Origin of the sequence: Atopostipes suicloacalis DSM 15692 (genome assembly GCF_900129085.1) — a bacterium.
Taxonomy (GTDB): Bacteria; Bacillota; Bacilli; order Lactobacillales; family Carnobacteriaceae_A; genus Atopostipes; species Atopostipes suicloacalis.
Genome location: NZ_FQUF01000035.1, coordinates 1 through 22007, shown reverse-complemented (window position 1 = coordinate 22007; position 22007 = coordinate 1). Strand labels below are relative to the sequence as shown.

The following is a 22007-nucleotide window of genomic DNA, read 5'->3' as shown; positions in this document are numbered from 1 at the left end:
AGTAAAAGACAGTAAAACAATGTTCAATATAACTTTGTGAAATTCACAAAAATATTTTTTAGTAAGTGGCTAACTTAAACTTGAAATTCAGGGTTCCTTTAAATATTATAAAAAATCATCTTTCTGATATTGACAATAAGGAAGATGTTATAAAACTATTAAAAAGGCAATCAGATATTCTTTTTCAAAAAGAAATGGAAATTAAAATGAATATAGCAATAATCGAAGCCGTGACTTCAATTATTGCTTCAAATAATGTTGACCTTGATTTAGATATAATGATTGAGTTAACATTGAAATTAAACAAACAAACGATACTTGAACACTCTGAAGTAAATTATAGTAAAGAAGTAATAGATTCATTTAAGGACAACGATTCGAGAATAAAAGAAATGATCGAAATTTACTGGCTGTGGAAAAAACTAATTTTAGAGGCAGTTTTTTTGAAGAGTAGTAATGTTTCTATTGATAGTCAACAAATTTATGAATTAGGTGAAAAATGGTCTAATTTCATTTCATTAGCTAGCAGTAAAGAGCATGAAATGGGAAATGTTTTTGCTGATGGATTAAGTAAAAGTAATGAATGGCCAGAAGAAGATTTACTTCTATACAATTATTGTAACGAATTTATTGATGAGGCCTATGGATATTATAGTAAAGTGAGGAATAAAATAAATGATACGATTAAATAATCTAACTAAAAAATATAAAAACAAAACTGCAGTAAATAATTTAAATATAACATTTACACCAGGAGTAGTAACAGGTTTTTTGGGACCTAATGGATCTGGGAAATCTACAACAATGAAAATGATAATTTCTTTAGTTCATCCTACTTCAGGAGATATTTCGGTTGATGATAACGATTATAAATCATATAAAAACCCGACTAAAAAAATTGGAACTTTGATAGATCCTGCAACAATAGATGTAGATTTAACTGCTAAACAGCATTTATATTTTTTTTCAATAGCTGCAAATATTAGTCAAAAAAGAATTTACGAGGTTTTAAAAATGACTGGACTAGAAAGCGTTAAAGACAATAAAGTTAAAACCTATTCGTTAGGCATGAAGCAAAGATTAGGGATCGCCACAGCATTGATTAATGATCCTGATGTTGTGATTCTTGATGAGCCTTTTAATGGTTTGGATGTTGATGGAATTCATTGGATTCGCAGACTACTCAAGAAGTTATCATCTGAAGGGAAAACGGTGATTGTTTCTAGCCACCTTATGGGCGAAATCCAAGCAGTAGCAGATAGAGTAATTATTATTGCTCGTGGAAAGTTGCTTGCTAATATGAGTATAGACGAGTTAAATGAAAAAACTTTAACTACTTATAGCTATGTTGAAGCTGAAAATTTAGAAGAGATGGAAAAAGTTCTAAAATTAAACGGTGGAAATACAATTAGACGTTTGGAAGGATTAGAGGTTAGAGGACTGGATTCACGAATTATTGGTTCATTAGCAAGTAAGAATCATCAAATACTCTATCAACTCAAGGATGTACAACCAACATTAGAAGAATTTTTTATTGATATTACGGAAGGTAAAGTAGATTACATTTCAGAACAAAAGGAGATATAAAATGAGATATTTGATTAAAGCAGATTTTAAAAAAACATTTAATTTAAAGAAAAATAGAAATTACGTAATAATTTTAGGAGTATTAAGTATTTTTTTTAGTTTAACTTTTTTATTTACTTTAAATGTTACTCAAAAGAAACAGATTATAGATTTATCATCAATAGAATTATTGGATGTATCTTTATTAGGAATGGATGTAGTAACAATTATGCTTGTTATATTTTTTGCGAACTTTATTGCTAAAGAATTTACTACTGAACAAGTTTACACGTCTTTAGCAATAACCCCACTTCGTCATAAGTTTTATTTGTCTAAAATTTTATTTGTATTACTATTAAGTATAGGAGTAGGCGTTATATTGATTTTGACTATTTTAGGACTAGACCAATTAGTTTTATCTATGTACGAAATGCAAACAATACCTTTATTTCATCAAACTGTACTTAGTAAACTAATAGGAACACTATTTATGGTTATATTCTATAGTATTCTTAGTGCAACTGGGTCGTTTTATTTCCAATCAGTTTCTGGCGGAATTACTTTTTCATTAGGAATAATGTTTATTCCTGCTCTGGTTAAGCTATTTCCTGAAGGGTTTTCAGAGTTGTTTTTATCGTTCCTTCCTGAAAAATCATTAAGTACATTAATCAAAATAGGGATGTTTAATTTAGATAATACTATTTTATTTAGCATTTTGGTTCTTTTATTTTGGTTATTAGTACCACTGATATTCGGATTCAAAAAATTTAATGAGACGGATTTTTAAAAAAGTATTAAAATAGTTTCAACTATTTTACAAAATATCCGAACTAGTAAAATTATTTGATACTTTTCTTTCGGTACTCGATATATTGTAAGTATTTCTATATTTGATTTCGACAAATTGATTATCGAAAGATTAAATCTTAAACCTAAATCTATAGCGACTAATAATTTTTCATTTTTAAAAGTAACTTTTGATTAAGATAAACCGAGAAAACACAGGAGTTATCTCTATAATTTTATTTGAACATAATGAGATTCATTATGAGAGTAGATATTACTTTAAAAAGGCTTGTTTCTCTATAATAAGAAGCAAGCCTTTTTTTATTATTTAACGATCTTCCAGTTCTCCTCATTTTTTTCAATCACCAAATCAAACTGTGATACTTGTGTTGCTTTGGTTTGCTGGTCGAGATACTTTACTGCCAGTGATACTGTTACTTGACTATCTTTACGATTGTAGATAGGATTTACTAATTCAGAAAATACATAGTCTTTATCGATTGGTTTTAAAACTCCATCACTTACGTAATAAGAAAGTTCTTTTGCTGTCGCTGTAGGATAGAGCTTGAAAAATGTGGTTAGAAACTCATTGATTGCATTTGTTGTAATAGAATCAATCATGCCATTACTTTCTTTTATATTTGGTGTGTAGTCTGACTTCGCAGGTAGACTGGTAATCGTTGGATTCTTAATAATAACTATGTTTCCAGAATCCTCTGCATAAACTGTTACCTCATAAGCAGAGTGGACACCCTTTTTATTTTCTCCCTCTGTAATTAACTGGTCTACACTGTAGGAAACATTAAACTGATTTTCTCCGTCTGCTTCTACACTCCAAATCTGAACCCCTCTTAAAGATGACGATACTGGAATATCCTTACGGACTGTATCAACATTGAGAGCTTGAAGTTCATCTGTTAAATAATCTTTGAGTTTATCCATTCTGTTATCAATAGACTTATCGGTTTGTTCCCATGAATAATAGATTTTCGCAAAGTTCTCTACAAAATTTTCTACATTATGGGTATCGACGTATTCTTTTTCTATGATTTTTGTTTCATGAATGGTATGGGTATCTATAGCTGTAAAATGCTTGAATACTGCAAAACTAAAACTAATCCCTAAAAGCACCCATAAGGCAATCACAATCTTTTTACCTGGATTAGCTTTATAAACACGAGGTTTCTTTTCCCTTGGTGTCTTTTTCTTATTTTCGTTTTTTCTAAATATCATATTGAATCATCCTTTCTCATTTCTTGATTCGTCCTGCTCCGACTAAATGTTGTTGCCAGTAAGAGTTATTTAAATCAGCATAACCAATAGGATCACCTGCGTGAAACATTCGGTTATTGCCTAAATAAATCCCTACATGGGTAATATATGAGCCAGCGTTATAGGTTGAATGGAAGAAAACTAAATCGCCAGCTTCTGCTTCTGATAATGGGATATGCTGGGTCATGTTATATTGCTCTTGTGCGGTTCGTGGTAAATTGATTCCAGCCTTACCATAGCTCCACTGTGTCAGTCCACTACAATCAAAGGAAGTACTAGGAGAAGCACCACCAAAGACATATTCCCATCCTTCATATTTTAAAGCTTCATCCATAATGGCTTGTACCGTTTCATTATCAAATCGAGTAGTTACAAGATATTGAGATACTAATTGAACATAAAACATATTCCCATAGTTATATCGCCAGCCACCATTAATTGGAATGGCTATAGGGTTGGGATAAGATACTTTTTCACCACCAGAATATTCCCTTGAAAAACTTTCAGCTAGTTCAAAGGAGTATTTATTTCCACGATTGGAAATATAGCCAAGAAATCCACCACCATAGTTATAAGATTGAATCACAGCGTTTAAATCACTGTTATTTCTTTCTGATGTTTGAAGTAATGACGCAAAATATTTGACACCTTGTTTAATGGATTCTTCTCTAGCTAAAGTATTAGGTGGAAGTCCAAGGGATTCTGAAGATTGCATGACATCCTCTGCCGTACCACCAGATTCCACCTGTATAATCGCAAGTAGCACATTGATATATTCCTCAACCCCATATTCTTTAGCGTATTTTTCTACCATAGGCTTATGAACCAGCACTTCTTCGGAAACATTTACACCGCCATATTGAATGTTTGAAAATCCACTATCCTGTTCATCTGAAAAGAGAATAGCGACAAAGAGAAGTAAGGAGAAGACCATTAAAAATAGTCCAGTACCACCAATTACTAAATATTTTGGTTTCATGATTTATCACCATTTCTCTTAGTAGTAGTGATTGTAGTAGTGTTTTTATTTCTTATACTTTTTACTGGCTTTTGCTGGATGATTGGCTTATCTTCTCTTGTGGTTGGACGTTGAATAGTTTTTACTGCTGGACTTGAAACAGCAGATTTATGAATGGGTCGTTCTTTTGGTATAGTGTTTTGACGTTCTGGTTTTGGGTTTGAAGGATTTCCTTTACCTGTTGGACGTTCTTGTTTCTCCTTTTGTGTTTTAGTTTTGTTAATGGGTGGTGTGGTAGGTCTAGTGGATTCGTCGTCATAAGTTTTCCCTTGTTTAGTTTTAGGACGCACATGGACTTGTTCCTGTTGTCGATTAGGTTTCTCATAGCTTTCCTGTTTGGTGGTAGGTCTTGTATGAGTAGTAGAAGCAGGTTGTTTGTTCTGTTTGGCTTTTTCCATTTCAGCCCGACGTTCCACAATAGTTTTACGTCTTTGCTTCTGTTGTTCTTTACGCCCACTGGCTCTGTCTGATTTAGTTTGAGAAATACTGCTCGTAAGGTCACGGACATTATCTTGTACTTTGGATTTCCCTTGATAAATGGCGTATTTTGCATTGATGGGTAAATCCTTGACCTGTTTTTTTAAGCTTCCAGCACTGTCTTTAATTCTGTCTTTGGTATCCGCCATTGCGCCAATCCTTTGACCTGTACGTTTACCAAATGATGTTTTATCCTGTCCTTCGGGTCTGGAGTGGTCTGCCTGCGTTCGACTGGAAGGACTTCGAGAGCCAACTTGACCTTTATTCAAGTTAGAATTATTGGTAGAAGAAGATGTCATAGAACGTCCAAGTTTACGCTGTAATCGGTGCATATGGGCGTGCATAAGCATACGAGGTTTTCTCATGATACGACTACCCATGCTTTGAGAATCGTTACTTTGTAGTGAGAACATACTCATTAAGTCACCAAGTTTAAAGTAAATACCTGCAAAGGTAACTATCTGTAGAAAGGCAATCAAGAAAAATGGATAACCTACCGACAAGCTGTAGAGCATAGTGGAAATACTAAAAGCAGTCGTAATAATTAATGTAATTCCAGCTCTAGTTAAAATGGTATTAAAGAGTTTTGTAATGGCTCGTTTTGACATCCCATCAAAGGATGGAATCATACTTAGAATAAAGCTTACGGGTAGAAACATGGCGTATATAATAAAAAGTACCTGTGAGAAAATCATGATTCCAGTTAGTAAGAAGACAAATATTGAAATACCAATATTGAATATAAAGAGGAAGAAGGCCGTGCCTAGTCGATTTATAGTCTTTGTTATTGTTAGATTCACATTGTTTCTATCCTCAATTTCTTCTTTGACGATTACTTCCCTATCTTCGCCATTATTGGTATCAGGACTAGTAGAGAGTAAACTTTCTACTCGCTCAACACCAATAGATTCAATATCTGAATTATCATATTGAAGTAGAAGCCAAGGTTGTTGTACCTGTATAGAAAATAAGCTATCTCTGATTAAATCAACACTATCTTTTCCTTGACTGTCCGAATGGGGCATAACAATTTTTGTCCCAAGGGAAAGACTGGCATTGCTAATATCTGATGAAAAATCATTGATTTTATTAATGTAATCGGGAGCATAGGCAATAAAAGAAGCTGATAGGATAAAAACCATGACAAAGTTTACAATGGCATGAATTGCCTTTGTGGTTTCTCTTTTAATTAAGCCTGTATAGGTAACATAAATTCCAAGAATTAGAATTAAAATTAAGAGGAAGCCAACATAGAATCCCTCTGTAGATAGTCCTCTTGATGTAATCCCTGCTAAGGTCTGCATATTCTTCCCAATTGAATCGGCAGTGGATGAAATAAAATCAAGGGAATAAGCTTCTTTGACTAAATAACCTGTGGCGTTAGAAAGATACAAACTGATTGTCCAGATGAAATTGGTAATGGCATATAAGCCATACATAACCTGTTTTCCAATACCATCCGACCAATTCCACGGTAACCAGCCCCAGCTATTGTCTACATAAAAATCCAGTTGATAGTTTCCTAGTGGATATTTACTATATTCATTGGCGATATTTACCGTATCATCTACTAAACCTGTAGCATGGACGACTGTACCCAGTGTTGCTAAAAGCAAAGTGGCAATTACAAGTATCAAATAACCTGTAACCGCCACCTTTAAAATTCTTTTTAAATCCCATTTTGTTTTTAACTTATGAATAGTTTTAATTATCCCTAGTGATGGTTTCATTCTGTCACCTCTTTTCTTATGGGAGGTCTTGTATCAAAGGCATGAAGTAATTCTTCAAAAACTGGATGGAACTGTATCACACCAACACGTCCATATAAATCACTGATAAGACATTGTCCATTTTCTAAATCTCTAAGTCGCTTCTGATTATTTTCGTCCTCTGGGTCAACGCCAAAAAAAGAAAGCGTCTTTTTAATTTCGTTGAGATCAGTGGAACGAAAGGCAAATTTTAAACCTAGATTATTTTTCAAATTTTCATCTAAGAGGTCATCTGTATTTTGAGTTACAAAATATACCCCTGCGTTCATAGCACGTCCAGCACGGACTAATTTCATAGATAAAGTTTTTCCTTGTGCCACTTGTAGGAAGCTCCATGCTTCGTCAAGGTCTACAATTTTAAAGATACTGCGGTCACTATGGATAAAATCAAGGGCAAAGGTAGAAATGACAATAAGCATGGCTACAGAAAGTAATTCCATTGTGGTATATTCCTCAAAAGTAGTTTCCTTATCTGGTAAGACTAAATCAGCTACTTGTATAATATTTAATTGTTTTTCAAGACTAATGGATTGTTCAATATCCCCGTAACTGAATAAGAGATGGGCAAAGTCATAGTCAGTGAAACTTTCGATATGGTCGGCTATGCTGTTGCTCATGGTTGTATTTTCCACTCGTAATTCTTCAATCACTTTCATCAAACCTCGTTCCTCACTATTAGTTACTGCTCGAATGGCTTTTCTAAGAACTGGGAAACGCTGTCCATCACGGGAAGAAATCCCTGTTAGGAAGGTAAGAATATCAATCGCCAGTGATTCAGAATCCTTTGGATTTTTCATAATGACATAAGGGTCGAGTAAGCCTTTGTTTTTTTCATTGGAAGTTAAGTTCACAATATTTATTTCATGAGCTATTTCTGGTAAAGTTTCTTTCCATTTGCCACGTTCTGCCTTTGGGTCTACAATGACTGCCTGTGCCCCATAGAGAACAGAATAATAGACAATCATATTATTAGAAAAGGATTTTCCACCACCTAAAGAACCAACAAAAGCAGCGGAAAGAGCATTGGTGACTGAACCTTTTACCCCTTGACTAGCAAGAGCAGGTTTCAAGTAAACATTGCGTCCTGTATCCAAGCTGTAGCCTATATAGATTCCCTCATTTTCTCCTAGCATTTGAGTTGCTCCAAAACCAAGACCAGCTAAGAAATCAGAAGTTACATACTGGATATAATCATTCATATATCTTTTGCTTGCTGGTAAAAATTCTTCATGTAAGCCCAGCATATCTCCAAAAGGGCGAACAAGTTTTACGCTTAAATCGTCGTAAAAATCTTTAACCTCATTACAACGACGTTTCAATTCGTCAAGGTCAGAAGCTGATACACGTACTACATAGGAGAGTTTATACATGGATTCCTTGCTTTGGTCTAAATTACTTTCAAGCTCATTCACACTGTCTAAGGCTTCTGCCACATTAGAGCTGGTTTCATTATCACTTTGCCATGCATGATTATCCAAGTCCTTTAGCTCTTTCTTCTTGTTTCTTACGGTACTTAAGGCTTTACGATTTGCTACGATTTCCACATTCATTGAAGTATCTATTGGGAATGTAAATTGCTGTTGCTGGTAGTAGAAGATTTCAGAAGAAGGAAAGTCCAACTCACCTACAATGCTGTTTATTGTAAAGTAAGCCACATAGACAGTTTCATCTTCCTGTTGAATTTTTAAATATCTTTGTTTTTCTTCCAGTAAACAACGGGTCGGCTTAATGAGGTCATAATATTTAATCAGGGTTTCCTCATCTAGTTTTTTCTTTGAAAGATGATACTCATAATCTTCATAGGCTGTTCCTGTTTGTCCGTAAATATGTTCAATCAGATAACCAAAATCATCTTTTTCTAGCTTACGGATTTTAAAACGACGAGAGATTTTGTTTTCCAATAGTTTTTCCATCTTCTGAAAACGCCATATTTCATCATTACTCATACTTGCAAAATCACCCATAAATTTATGGTTCACATCATGGATAAAATCAGCAAAGGCTGTTTTTGCTTCTTTGGTAAGATTTTTCATAGAAAACTCTTGTTCATTAAGAAGCAATTTAAAACCAATAAAGAAGCGGTAATCCACCTGATGTTCTCCAATCATAGAAATTAATGCTTCTGTTTGTTGGTCGATTTTTTCATAAGCAATTGCCTTTAGTTTCCCAGTAACTTCTTCTTTTGAACGTTCCTTTGTAGCCCTTACACTGGATTCTGTACTAATTTGTAGGGCATGAATCTTCCCGTCACGATTTTGTGCAATGAGCTGTCTAAAAGAATCATGGACTTGATATTTTTCCTCTGGACTTAAAAAGGAATAGTTATAAGGAATCAGCTCATAATAAGCGAAACATTCACCATCTCTATTCCATACTAAATTATTTTCAATGTATTTAATCGGATATGCCATAAAATTCACTCCTAACTACTGTAATTCCTTTTGTTGGATTTTCTTTTTTAAGTTTGATTGGTTTTCCAGCATAGGTCAGTTTTGGTCGTATCATATAAGCAATGACAGATTTTAAAAATCCATAAGGCTTTTTCCCATCAAAGGTCTTTTGGCTCATAAACCATGTGAGAGCTAGAGGAATACCAAAGTATTTAAGAAATGCTCCTTCTATTAGTGAAAGTGGTGGCAAGTTTCCCAGTAACATCACTGTAAAGAGGGATACTACAAACCAAGTCATTTGTGTAAATGATATGGGGAAGGGTAAGCGAAAATCATTGATAGAGTAGAGTACCTTTTCTACCGACCAGATACTGGTATAGCTTCGTATTTTCTTCATGTAATCAATCCTTTCATAAAAAATAGGGTGCTAGGTTAGCCACCCCATAAAATAAAAAAATCCATCAGTCATTTTTTACTGATAGATTAGTATAAGATTTCAAATATCCCATGACTGGTAGAAATGAATGTTCCTTCAATTTCTAAATCACGACCATAGGATTCATAATCAATATAGTTTTGTAAGTTTGCAGGAACTTCCCCTAAAGCTCCCATTTCTTCAATATAGTAACGTGCCACATCTGCCATATCATCACAATCTGAATGGCAAATAATATCCTCTTGATGTTCGTAGAGTTCTTCTATACTACCAAAATGAGATTGTAGGGAAGATAGTTCCGCACGTATTTCATCTGGTAATTCCTCAACGATCGTCCATAGGCGATTTAATTCGTCAATCGACGTGTATTCGTCAACTTCAAGAGGCAGTTCATAGTCGTGAATGGCAAATTCTTCATATTCATCATTCAAGCCAATTTTTTCTTTGACTTCCTCAAAATCAATGGGAAGTTTAAACCATGCACCGACCAATTCTCCCTCATTATATTTTCCTAGATTGGCAATATAGACCTGCATATCATCCATATAATTCACATCCTTTTTTTAAAATTTGCATAAAAAAAGCACTAGATTAATTTATCTAATGCTTTTTTATTTAACAATACGAATGTTTTTACTATTATTCTTTTTCGATTTCATTAACTATTGCATTGAATGCAAAAGTATCCTGTATTAAATTTCTAATCTGTCTAACATTTGAACAATATATAAAACTATCAAAGAGTCTTTCTCTAACATCAGGAGATAGGGTCATCTCAAATTGTTTTGAAGATTCAATAAGGATTTTTTGACCGATTTTATTTTTTTCTTCACTAGTTAACTCTTTAAAATGTATAATTTTATCGAATCTATAAAATATAGGACTTCCTAGGTTTTCTTCAATCTCTTCAAGGCTTAGGTAATTCGACGTACAGATTATTATTGATTTTTTTAATTCCAAATAATAGTTTTGATCCTCGTAAATTCCTTCATCAAATAGTTGATAAAAAGCACTATGAAATGAGGGATGGGCTTTATCAAATTCGTCTAATAATAATACATTTGATTCTCTATCTAATAAATCTTTAGCAAAACTCTTTTCATAATGTGCACCACCAAAAAGATAATTAGCAAACTGACTATTTTGATACATAGAAAATTGTTTTCTAAATAATGGTTCTCCAATAATCTCTGAAATGAATTTTGCAGTTTCGGTCTTACCGATTCCAGACATTCCATATAATAGTATAACTATTGGTTTTTTACGATTAGATAAGGTAACAGGAAACAATGCTTGTAGTAATTTCTCTTTTGCACTTTTTTGACCAATAATTCTGTCATCGTATTTTGAATTGATTTCTTTTAAATCATCTATATCCAAACTAATATATTCTTGATTATGCACTTCTGTTTCTGGAAATAATCGCTTAATTTGATTACTAATTTGTAATGGGGGATTATGCAGATATAATCTATCATAATCAAATTTACTTAAAAAATTATTAAAGTTAATGATCACATGTTCTCTAACACCAGCGTATTCATCTGAACCTACAACTATGTTTTCGACCCTAATCTTTTCTGGTTCACTCTTTGGTTGGGGTTGATCAGATATCTGAATAACCATATTTTTTGAATCTCTGTCATTCTCATATACTAATTCAGTTAGTGTTTTATATTGAGGTGGAATTGATTTATTAAATTCTACTCTTGAACCATAAAATATCACTATATCACTCACTAATAACACCACCTAACACTACATCATATACATCTAGCAAATCATTCTTATCTTCACTTTTTTCCCCAGTAACTATTTCAGTAACGTCTATTTCACTTTTTTTCTTTTCGAATTTAAACTCATTTTCCATTGATAGTTGATTCATTGTACAAGTTCCTACTTTAATTCCATAGTAAGTAAGATTCATTTTTGATAAGTCTGCTAACGTATAACTATTTTTAAAAGCGTTAATATTAAATCTTAAAACTGTTTTAGGAACAGGTTCACTTCCTAGAAGCATTTGATAATATCCTCTATCCCCAAGTATAGCTTTATTAAGTTCAGTTAAATCAATGGGTATTTCTTCTTTAGGTACCACATTTAAATATGAACTATACATTTTATAGATGGTTATGGATTCTTCTGGAGCATATACTTCTTCAGATTTAAAGATATGAATGTTTTTATCCTTTACAGCTAGTGACAGATAATCAGTTAATAAAGTGTTTGATATTGTTGATTCCATTATTTTAGCCATTTTAGAATCATAACCTGTATTAACACTACCTGAAATAGTTGCCTTAAAAGTAGAAAAAAGGTTGAATCCAGTTTTTGCTTGAGCATCTATTTCCGCTACAAGCTTAGCTAACCTTTCTTTATTTTCATTTGTTGACCAATCAATTTTCCCACCATTTTTAATGGTTACAAAATCATTAGCTGCTACTTCATCAAAGTAAATTATTTTTAAAAACTTTGAGTTTTTCGATTTTTTAGTCATTCATCAATCCTCCTATGTTTTAATTAGATATATTATATCATTATTATAGAAGTATCATGAGCCAATAATTCTATTGAATAACTCCAATAGAATGTCTTTCACACCAGATGCATTAAAGACTAAGCCTACTGCAATAATGGCAATGATTAGAAAGCCAATGAGTTTACTAAATTCTCTTTTAAAGCCAAGATACAAGCCAATCACAACGATGGCTAAAAGCACCAATGATTGAGCATTTGATAAAAACCAGTTATAAAGGTTTTGTCCAAAATTCATAAAATTTCCTCCTTTTTTCTTTAAAATAAATCTGCTTTTATTATTGTATTAAGTTATCACATCCTTATCTTTTGCTGACTGTTGTCTTAGAATCATCTCGTGGTGTTTCGTTAGTTTGGCATTATCTAGAATATCTTTGATAATCTGTGTCTGATTGATTTCATCTAATTTCATGGCTACTTTTAAAGTAGGTGCGACTTGATGGGATAACCAATTCAGCGTTCGCTGGAAAGAGTAAGGTTCTGGTTTTGTTGTTAATTTTAATTGTTCACGATTGCTTCCAATAAACCAAGTCCATTCTTCATTGAGTTTCCAATCAGAACGTGGCTTTGAATCATCCCTATCCACAAAACGGATATAGCGATTGATAATCTTAAAGGCGGTACGTTCTGGATTACCATAGACTAATAAATCAGTAATAGCATAATAGGCACGTTCATTTTTTAAACGAATTTCAAAACGATTTTTTACGTCTGCGTCCTCAATGGGAATATTATTTTTCTTAAACTGTTCATAATCCTTCTCATAGATACAGAAATAGACCTCACTTTGTAGTGAACCAATATAAAGTGTATTTCCCATACATTCCTTTTCATCCTTGCGTACCAGCTCACCACTACGATAGCTTTTAAAACTACGGAAAACTGAAATACATTCTTCCTGTCTACATTTTTCTGTGAGGTTAGGAATATTTAAAATCCCAGTTTTATCATTGATAGCAAGGTCAAGGCGTTTTATTACACCTCCAGCCACCAAGGCATCCATAAAGAACTCATACCAGCTTCTTTTTTGTGCTAGAAGGTAACTTTCAAATTGACGACAGCCACGACCTTTTAATTCCACCAATACACCTTTTTCTATCTCATGGGATACTAACACGAATATATCACCTAATACGTAATGTTCTTCATAGGAGTAGAAGCCATAGTCCTCATGAAGAAAGTAAGGTATTTTCAGTCGTAAGATTTCTTCGACCACCTGTTGTACGTCTGTTGTTGGAAATCGAATCCGTACATAGTCAAAAAGCATTTCAAGGGGAGCTTCGGGATTAAAGCGTTCTAGTGTTTCAAAAAGTGTCCTTTGTAATTCATCAGATGGTTTTACTTTGCCTGTTTCAATATCGCTAAGATACTGTCTTGTAATTCCTGTGGCAACTGCTAAACGATTTTGTGATAGTCCATAAGTTAAACGTTTTTCTTTTAATTCTTGTATCCAAATTTGTTCATTCAGTATAATTCCTCCAATCAAAAAGGCATATGTCAACTATTGAAACTCATCTGACATACACCTAAATTTATCAAATCCCTTGTAACCAATCGGTTTTTTGCTATTTTTTTGCCTGTTTCTTGTCGATTTGTACCCCCCTGTTAGATACGGGGGGGTTAAGTGCTGGCGTGGCTATCGCCACACCAGCCAGCAAGATCAGTCCACACCTGCGACTTTCGCTTCGCACATCGCCTGCGTGGACTGTTTGCTGTTGGATAATTTCTTTATTTCCTCTAAAAAATCATGACCTTTTGGCACTAAAGGAGTGTAAAATTCTGATATGACACTTGTTCCCACATCTACATAGCCACGCCCTTTGATTTGCTTTAAGAAGAAATCTTTTTGTACATCACTACCAAACATCATGCCATAGCCCATTTCAGACATTCTTCCAAGTGCAACTCTGAAATTAAATTGGTCTCGGATTCCATCACCTAAATATTTTGCGTCTGGACGTTGACAAGATAGTATTAAAAAGAAGCCAGCTTGACGACCTAACATAACTATCTGTTTGAGTTTGTTAAGAACCACGGTATTTTCCTTATTTCCTAACATCTCCATAAAGGCTACATATTCATCAAAAATAAGGAAGTTGGCAGGAAGTTCTAAATAGGCATAATTTTCTCCTGTTTTATAGTTTTCCATTTGCTTCATTTCTTCACTACGTTTCATCATTTCTTCATAGAATTTATCAATGCAGGAAAGTATATCCTCTTTTTTGTAGTAGACATTTTCCATTACAGAGCCTAAATCCGCAAGGTCAGCGTTCTTTGGGTCAAGAATATAGAGCTCTGAGTCTGTATGAAGTAGGGCTTCGATTAACGTTAGAATAAAGTAAGTTTTTCCACCGCCTGTACCACCAGCAATAAGCATATGGGGGAGCTTATCATATTCCCACCAGACATTTTCCATTAGGCGAACTTTTCCATCACTTGCTAGGACGTCATCTATGGAAATACGACTAGAAATCGTATCATAGAGTAGTGTATATTCTACATAAGAATCCTTTAACTCTTTATCCGTCAACTCACAGTACAAGCCACTTTCTAATTTCTTTTCTAGGTGCAAGAGCTGGTCTTGATATTTCCCTAAAGTGATTTCTACCCGAATTTGTATTAGTCCATTATTAAGGCGATAGTACATCTTAGGGAAGTAGGTGATTCTCTCCTTAGTACGACTGGATGAATCTTTAAAAAAGCCATCTGTTTTGACCTGTTCCGATTCATACCATCTATTTTCAAGAATCATCTTTGCTAGCTTTTGACGGTGCTGTAGTTGTTTGAATGAATCGTATTTATATCTTTTGAATAGAAAAGCCACCAGCAAGCAGACAAGAAGTGCAATACTGAAACTAATGGCTAAATATGAAATGTCAATCTTATCTGCTTGTGATAAATTGAAGTTTTGCCAGTTGATCTGCTGGATTGTCTTTATATGAAACAGTCCGACAACCAGCAGAAAAACAGGCAATAACGATAATACTGTAAACCGAGATATTAAATCCTTATCACTTGCTCGAACCCTTTTACTAAATTGTGTCATTCATGAAATCATCCTTTCTGGGTATGCAAAAAGCAGCTAATCAATTTAAGACTAACTGCTTTTAAAATAATTTGTTTTTTATTTTGGTTTATAATCCTTTTTAGTTACTTTTTCATCTGATAAAATCAAAGACTTTTGTTTATCTTTTTCATTGTAATAAGTCATAACTATTTTAGTAGAGTCCTCAATTTTATCTAAATCTTCTTCAGAAATATAGAGAGAGTGCTTCAGAACTTGAATTTCCCTAGGATAAATGTTTAATATTTCCATTTCATCAATACTAGAAAAGTGTTGGGAATAGCGTCGTGTCTCTTCATTTTTTGGTGTTTCTGAAAAGACAGCCTTATCTCCATTGTAAAAAACAACTCTGAAACCTCTCATAATCCGTGATAAATCCGTACCGTTATACACCTCAAACGAATACTTCATTTTATAACCGTAAAAATCGTCATCAGTCTTTCCGCTACGTCCAGCTCCTACATCACGGTATGTTTGATATACTCCTATAAAGTCTCTGAGGTATAGTCTGATTTTCCCTCTAGATTTTAATAACTCTGTAGTAATTAAAGTTGCTACACTACCTAGAATTGCACCAATGATCCCCTCAAATTCAATTAGTAATTTGATGATACTATCCATTTTCTTCCTCCATTAGAAATATAAGTTACTATAAATATTATAGCAATTTAACTCCTAATGAGGTAGATAATTTCTATTTCTTACTCTCACTACCTTTTTGTTCAGAAGATGAAATTGTTCTATTTGGTTTTATCAGTACAATATCTTCTGCTTTGATATACCAGTTTACATCCGCTCCTCTAAAAGTGGCAGTAGCCACAGTATCTGCAATTGGATTGATAATTTCTACTCTTGCATTATAGTCAAATTCTTTTAAAGGTACATTTGCGGGGATACTGACTTGAATCATACGACCTTGTTCTTTAGATTTTAAATCATAGGTACGTTCTTTTATTTCTTCTGAAACCGTACCATCTTCATTTTGAATACGTACTTCACGACGAAGTGCTGAAAATTTCAACTCTCCAAATGTTGAGTCTTTTTCTAATACAATACCATTGGCTAGTCTCATAATTTAATTCCTCTCTTTCTTTAAGCTTTTACCATGTCATCTGCATGTAAAATATAATTAGTAAAACCACGAGTACCAATTTTATATCCTTCTGCGGTAATACGCGGGTTAACTAATTTTACCCCTTCTTCAAAATCAAAATTCTTTTCTCCAGCTTCAGCAGGAAGAATTACAACAATATCATCTGCTCTTTGTACATTAGAGTATAGATTGAAACTACGAGATAGGACAGTCATTTGTCCATTGATTCTTCGTTGTTCAATTTTATCCTCACCAGCAAATTCTAAATTTCCGAATGTTTCCTTCATGTTTGGTATTACAAATTTTAGTTCCATATTTTTATCTATCCTTTCTGTTAAATGGTTTAATGGGTTTCATTAGTCAAATAGTTTTACAGGGTGGGGAACGTCCTTTTAATTTTTTTTCGTGATTTCAAAGCATCAACTCCTTTCAAATTAGGGTAAAAAAATAGACGCTCACTTTTGAACGTCTGAACAAGATAAAAAGAGTGCCTTTTCAAACACTCTTTACTTGAGTACATTACCACTCTATAAATATACAAGTGGATTAATATGCACTAAATTCTAATCTTAAATATTTCCTTATATTTACTTCTCAACACTAACTTGTCAGTATTTTCACTCAAAATTTTTGGCGTGTGGTTGGCAATATTATCAGTAAGAGTATCAGTTCCATACCCTACACCATAAGATTTAATTTCAGTATATGTTGCAAATCGGTATTTGATAGAATCTTTTCCCATAAGAGTTCTGAATAACTCCTCTTGATTATGTGACAGCCGAACTTCAATAATATCAGCTAGAAGTAACTCATAATGATTAAATACATTACCATATTCAACATTTGTCATGTGTCTACCACAATATTTATATGATAAATCACCAAATTTGTTTTTATCTAAAATATTTGTTGAAAATATTTCCTCAACAAACTCTCTGCTAAGATCATCTATACTCTCTCTATATGATGTTTTATCAAATCTTTTGACAAATTTTCTCAAATATTTATTTTTAACCAATAATCTATAATCTCTTTTTGTAATTTTATCTACTGGAATGCGATCATCATTCTCGACTGGGATATTTTCTGCTAAATAATTTGCTTCTTCTAATTCAAATTTATACGCTCCACCAACTGGTTGATATTTTTTTGTTCTATTATTCAATACTAAAAAATATCGTCCATCAATTTTTATTCTAAATAAGTATGCAAATGAAATTCTAATAATTGTATCTTTTTGTAATAAACCAGCTCTTTTTAATTTACGTTGGGTAGATTTCCAATTATTATTATCGGTTAAATCAACAATACTCGGAAAAAGATATGGAATCAGAAATCCAGCAACTAAGCCTCCTAAAGTTGCTCCAATAGAATTGTTGTTCTTTTCAAAATAAATAATAATCCCAATACATATAACAGAACTCAACAGAAAGAACAGCATTTTTAACACTTTCATTTTGTAACTATATTCTCTCAATTTAATTTCCTCCAATTGGAACATCTACATGTCCAATAGCTACGCATATTCCGTTTTTAATCAAATAACACTCAATATAGTGTTCTCCAAAGAATTTTGAATTCTCTGTTATTTCATTACCTTTATCTATAATTTGACCCCGTATATCATTACGCCGTTCTGCTTCAGACCCTACGTTCAAAACTTTCCATAAAATTTTATCATAGGATGGACAGTTGGTATATCCGATTTTACATTTAATAGAAAAGTTATGTGGTATAAATTTTTTAGAACGTAGTCCTAATTTGTCTAAGTAATCCAAAATTGGCATCGCTGAAAAACCATTACCAGATACCTTACAATCAATTGTTACATCATATTGCTCATAAATGGGGTATAAATCTTCAATAAATTCTTCGGTATCATCAAAATCATACGCTTTGTCCATGCTAAAACTTTCGTTTATTGTTGACGAATATAATTCATTCCAATAAGAATGATTAAAGAATTGAGCCCAAGCATTTAGAGCATCTTTATAAGTGCATTCTGTATCAAATAATATATCTAAATTAGCTAGGCTGGAATCAAGACGATTTTTCCAATTTTTCATTCTTTGATAGTCTGTTTCCCGAGTTACCAAGGGTCTTCTGTTGTCAACAGGAGCATAAACCTCTAAGTAGATATTTAAACGATTCACAATAGACTTCATTGTATGGTAAAATATTTCGTCCAATCTCAAAGAGCCTGTAGAAAGATTCTCATTACATACAATAGTCTGGATTAAACCACTAGGCATATTTTTCCATGAATCCCTTGATTTACAGAACATTTTAGATAGTCTTGTAATTTTCCTTAAATCATCTCCCGAATTCTTTATTTCATCGTTAAACCATTCTTCTAATGCTTTTAAATGTCTAATTGACCATTCTGCTCCAGCATGTTCATAAATATACTCATCATTCCATGAATTTTTCTTGTATCTTTTGAATACAGCAAAATCTACATGATAGCCTTTGGAACTATACATTAAACGTACACAACTTGTTTTTACATCTGGGACTTCTGCAAATTGTTTAGTTTTTCTTTCTAGTGCATCAGCAACTATATTTCTAGTGGCAAGAGGCCCTAAATCATCTAAGTTATCTGATTCAAATACGATACCAACATCTATATCATAATCATTTTCATCATTTTGAGTAATAGTGTGCATGGCCATACTGCCTTGGATTCTTTCTTCAGAGATTTTATAATCTTTTTTCTTTTCGTCATTGTATTCTAATAAACCATCTTTTAATCTTTTTATATTTAGTTTCCGTTTTTGTCGTAGTTCGTTTTGCTCTTTTGCTGGAAGTACGACCTCTGTTCGATAAAATTTATTAAATTCTTTTGAACAATCATACATTAGTATCAATCCTCCCTTAAATTCTAAGTTTCTTTAGTTTATAAAACACTATTACTTACATTATAGCATTTAAGTTATTCTAAAACTAAAAGAGGAAGGTTATATTTATAAGGATTTCTAATAATAATATTACTTAAAAATCTAATTTAGAAACATATTTGAATAATTATTGTATTTTAATTACTGCTTAACATTTTTGTTTTTTGAATTTGGATTCCTTCTATGTGTATAATGTTTCTCGGAAAGACAAATAAAGAATAGTAGACAAAAAGAAAGAAGACCTTTATTCTAAAATCACGACAAAATCAGAATGAGGTCTTCTTATGGATAATATTGTATCAGAAATTGTAGAAATTATAAATAACAACCCGACACTTATTGACATTGAAATGGCTATAGAAACGTACTTTACAGAAGTTTTAAGTCAACTATTTTCTAGAGCTCTAGAGCGCATTGATTTAGAATTAATCCAAGAGTATAAAGAAACAGGATATGAGATTGATCGAATTGAAGAGCGAACCGTTCAATTTAGCTTTGGGCCTGTCGTATTAAAGAGACGACGTATGCGAAAAAAAGATGAAAAGAGTGTTGTACCTTTAGATTTAGCGATTGGTTTGGAAAAACATAAACGTTATTCACCGTTGGTGGAAATGAAAGCTGTCAGTTTAGCTTCTGATTCTGTTTATCGAAAAGCTTCAGATGCGATTGAATTATTAACCCCTTTATCGATTAGTCATGGGGCGATTCATTCGATGACGCAGAGATTAGGAGAAACCATTCAGAATTATACAGACGAAGCTCCTCTTCATGATGAAACACCGATTAAGGACAAGAAAAAAGTCCCTGTTCTTTTTATTGAAGGTGACGGTTTATTACTAAAAGGATCTAAAGAAAAACGCCCTGAATTGCATCGTGTACAGATTCATGAAGGAGTCATTATGAATCGTAAGCGTCCTGAATTAAAAAATCCTCTACTATTTGAAAGTACAGAGTCTAGCCGAAAGGCTTTTGAACGGGCTGGAAAATGGCTAGAGAAAGAATATGATTTGAGAAACACCATCGTTATTTCGAATAGTGATGGGGGTAGTGGTTACGAACAGAATAAATTTGATGATATCATTGGACAAACAAAGCGACATGAGCACTTTCGAGATGCTTATCACGTGAATAGAAAAATTAAAGAGCGACTCAGTTTTGATAAAAAGATGGCCAATTTAATGATTCGAGCGGTCCGTTCATACGAATCTTCCAAGGTTGAAGCCATTTTACATACGACCTTATCGCGAATAAAAGAAGACGAAAAAGAAGCAGATTACATTGATAATGTTTATAAATTAGAGAAGTATATAAAACGCAATTGGAATAGTATCAAGCCGTTAAAGAAACGTAATTTACCTGTCCGAAAGGGCTTAGGTGTTTGTGAAAGTAATCATCGGCCTTTTAGTTATCGTATGAAACATCAAGGGCGTGGATTTACAAAAAAAGGTGCTGGAAACCTCGCAGCCATCATTTCAGCCCGCCGAAATGGAATATTTTTAGAAATTTTATCAACCGAACTTCCGGCCTTTAAAGAGGAAGTTACTGATCAATTCAAATCAGCGGTACGTAACGCTTTGAAGAAAGGTAAAGTTCAATCCTCACAAGGAGCTGTATCAGGAAGAATCGCAAATTATGGTCCTAATTCAAGTCCTATAGGACGATTGGTAGAGATATTTAAATGATGAGCCTTTCCCTTGTATACGTTCGCTCCTAGGAGCGAATGTATACAAGGGAAAGAAGAATAAAGTAGAATTGAATAAGGTCTTATTTTTTAAAAAATAAGTTTCCGAGGAAATATTGACACATACGGATTCCTTTTGCTAATTAATTCTTATTTTTTAGTATGATATAATAATATGAACTAATATTAGGTTAATGAAAGGTGGTATTATTTATGTATTTAAATCAGTCACGTATTCGTTCAACAAAAAAACTTCTTAATGACATAGAAGAAAATCAGAAATTTTATTTAGGTGTTCGGTTAAAAGGAGAAACGCTAGAAATCATAAAACAAAAACTTAATTGTGCTGATATACAAGAAGGACAGATAATATTTCCAAACCCTTTTAATGGTATTATGTCAGAAAGAAATGCTATAGGAGAATTTATTCCTCAAAAAGACCAACCTAAAGAAACAGCATATAGATCTCAATCTTGGGAAACTAAAGATTGGGGAGGCTATACTCATTCTGGAACATCATATGTTCCCTATAAAAGATATCCAAGATTATTTATTGAACCTAAGGAATTTAAATATGTTGTTATTTCCGATGAAGAAGGCAATCAGTATTTTATATTGACTCAAAAATTCGAAAATAATAAAAATGATAATGAAAATATACTATTTGGAGCTAATTTAACATTAGAAATTTTCAATGAGGTAGGTACATTTATCATGGATTCAAATCAAAATTTTATTGATACGAGTTCATTTGAAACAGTAAATTGGGAAATTATTCCAAAAGGAGAGCTAATATGGGAATCTTTCAACACTAAAACGACAGAAAATCTTTCTAAAAGTGAACAGATATTAATTCAGGAAAGATTTGATTATATTAACTCATTTGAACCAGATTCTGTCCGTCAAGGTATTGGTGGTTATACTGGATATGTGTTTTGCAATAGAGAAGTACATAGTTTTGCAACGAAAAGTACACAATGTTGCCACCCAATATTTTCCATTTAATTATTCTATTTTAGATAA

General features: G+C 32.9%; 20 protein-coding genes and 1 pseudogene. 5 read left to right on the top strand and 16 right to left on the bottom strand.

Annotated features, from left to right (window positions below; genetic code table 11):
- Positions 1-65: 65 nt before the first annotated feature.
- From BUB96_RS09350 to BUB96_RS09340, 3 genes are read left to right on the top strand one after another with little or no spacing between them, the layout of a single operon-like run.
- Positions 66-692: a hypothetical protein gene (locus BUB96_RS09350; protein WP_143274314.1), complete on the top strand. Its 627-nt coding sequence runs from the start codon at positions 66-68 to the stop codon at positions 690-692.
- On the top strand, positions 676-1587 hold the full coding sequence (locus BUB96_RS09345; protein ID WP_073298578.1) for an ABC transporter ATP-binding protein: 912 nt from the start codon (positions 676-678) through the stop codon (positions 1585-1587). The genes BUB96_RS09350 and BUB96_RS09345 overlap by 17 nt, the downstream gene beginning before the upstream one ends.
- A 1-nt stretch (position 1588) precedes the next feature.
- On the top strand, positions 1589-2353 hold the full coding sequence (locus tag BUB96_RS09340; RefSeq protein WP_073298577.1) for a hypothetical protein: 765 nt from the start codon (positions 1589-1591) through the stop codon (positions 2351-2353).
- 323 nt (positions 2354-2676) lie between these two features.
- Here the strand turns inward: BUB96_RS09340 and BUB96_RS09335 are convergent.
- From BUB96_RS09335 to BUB96_RS09255, 16 genes and pseudogenes are all read right to left on the bottom strand, one after another.
- Positions 2677-3605 (bottom strand): annotated as a pseudogene (locus BUB96_RS09335) (conjugal transfer protein).
- The gene (locus BUB96_RS09330; RefSeq protein ID WP_073298575.1) at positions 3602-4603 is read right to left on the bottom strand and encodes a bifunctional lytic transglycosylase/C40 family peptidase; all 1002 of its coding nucleotides are present in this window, start codon (positions 4601-4603) and stop codon (positions 3602-3604) included. The pseudogene BUB96_RS09335 and the gene BUB96_RS09330 overlap by 4 nt, the downstream one beginning before the upstream one ends.
- Positions 4600-6849 (bottom strand): CD3337/EF1877 family mobilome membrane protein, encoded by a 2250-nt coding sequence (locus BUB96_RS09325; protein ID WP_073298574.1) that lies wholly within the window; start codon positions 6847-6849, stop codon positions 4600-4602. The genes BUB96_RS09330 and BUB96_RS09325 overlap by 4 nt, the downstream gene beginning before the upstream one ends.
- Positions 6846-9299 (bottom strand): conjugal transfer ATPase TcpF, encoded by a 2454-nt coding sequence (gene tcpF / locus BUB96_RS09320; RefSeq protein WP_073298573.1) that lies wholly within the window; start codon positions 9297-9299, stop codon positions 6846-6848. Before tcpF ends, BUB96_RS09325 begins: the two co-directional genes overlap by 4 nt.
- Positions 9283-9675 (bottom strand): conjugal transfer protein, encoded by a 393-nt coding sequence (locus BUB96_RS09315; RefSeq protein ID WP_073298572.1) that lies wholly within the window; start codon positions 9673-9675, stop codon positions 9283-9285. The genes tcpF and BUB96_RS09315 overlap by 17 nt, the downstream gene beginning before the upstream one ends.
- An 86-nt stretch (positions 9676-9761) precedes the next feature.
- The gene (locus BUB96_RS09310) at positions 9762-10259 is read right to left on the bottom strand and encodes an antirestriction protein ArdA (RefSeq protein ID WP_073298571.1); all 498 of its coding nucleotides are present in this window, start codon (positions 10257-10259) and stop codon (positions 9762-9764) included.
- 94 nt (positions 10260-10353) lie between these two features.
- Positions 10354-11454, bottom strand: a complete 1101-nt coding sequence (locus tag BUB96_RS09305) for an AAA family ATPase (protein WP_073298570.1) — start codon at positions 11452-11454, stop codon at positions 10354-10356.
- Positions 11447-12211 (bottom strand): DUF6414 family protein, encoded by a 765-nt coding sequence (locus tag BUB96_RS09300; protein ID WP_073298569.1) that lies wholly within the window; start codon positions 12209-12211, stop codon positions 11447-11449. Before BUB96_RS09300 ends, BUB96_RS09305 begins: the two co-directional genes overlap by 8 nt.
- Positions 12212-12265: 54 nt before the next feature.
- Positions 12266-12487 (bottom strand): hypothetical protein, encoded by a 222-nt coding sequence (locus tag BUB96_RS09295; protein ID WP_073298568.1) that lies wholly within the window; start codon positions 12485-12487, stop codon positions 12266-12268.
- 48 nt (positions 12488-12535) lie between these two features.
- Positions 12536-13732 carry a MobT family relaxase gene (gene mobT / locus BUB96_RS09290; RefSeq protein WP_073298580.1) on the bottom strand — a complete coding sequence of 399 codons (1197 nt, stop codon included), beginning with the start codon at positions 13730-13732 and terminating at the stop codon, positions 12536-12538.
- A gap of 177 nt (positions 13733-13909) precedes the next feature.
- Positions 13910-15295, bottom strand: coding sequence for an FtsK/SpoIIIE domain-containing protein (locus BUB96_RS09280; RefSeq protein WP_073298567.1), 1386 nt, complete (start codon positions 15293-15295; stop codon positions 13910-13912).
- 78 nt (positions 15296-15373) lie between these two features.
- Complete coding sequence (locus BUB96_RS10190) at positions 15374-15934, bottom strand: hypothetical protein (protein WP_084137100.1); 561 nt, start codon at positions 15932-15934, stop codon at positions 15374-15376.
- 73 nt (positions 15935-16007) lie between these two features.
- Complete coding sequence (locus BUB96_RS09270; protein WP_100190740.1) at positions 16008-16388, bottom strand: YdcP family protein; 381 nt, start codon at positions 16386-16388, stop codon at positions 16008-16010.
- A gap of 17 nt (positions 16389-16405) precedes the next feature.
- Positions 16406-16720 (bottom strand): YdcP family protein, encoded by a 315-nt coding sequence (locus BUB96_RS09265; protein ID WP_003107982.1) that lies wholly within the window; start codon positions 16718-16720, stop codon positions 16406-16408.
- A gap of 242 nt (positions 16721-16962) precedes the next feature.
- Positions 16963-17883 (bottom strand): SMODS-associated NUDIX domain-containing protein, encoded by a 921-nt coding sequence (locus BUB96_RS09260; protein WP_003107983.1) that lies wholly within the window; start codon positions 17881-17883, stop codon positions 16963-16965.
- Between the two features lies 1 nt (position 17884).
- Positions 17885-19264 carry a nucleotidyltransferase gene (locus tag BUB96_RS09255; RefSeq protein WP_073298566.1) on the bottom strand — a complete coding sequence of 460 codons (1380 nt, stop codon included), beginning with the start codon at positions 19262-19264 and terminating at the stop codon, positions 17885-17887.
- A gap of 323 nt (positions 19265-19587) precedes the next feature.
- On the opposite strand from BUB96_RS09255, the gene BUB96_RS09250 reads away from it, so the two are divergent.
- Positions 19588-20985 (top strand): ISLre2 family transposase, encoded by a 1398-nt coding sequence (locus BUB96_RS09250; RefSeq protein WP_073298565.1) that lies wholly within the window; start codon positions 19588-19590, stop codon positions 20983-20985.
- A gap of 212 nt (positions 20986-21197) precedes the next feature.
- On the top strand, positions 21198-21989 hold the full coding sequence (locus tag BUB96_RS09245) for a hypothetical protein (protein WP_073298564.1): 792 nt from the start codon (positions 21198-21200) through the stop codon (positions 21987-21989).
- The last annotated feature ends 18 nt before the right edge of the window (positions 21990-22007 follow it).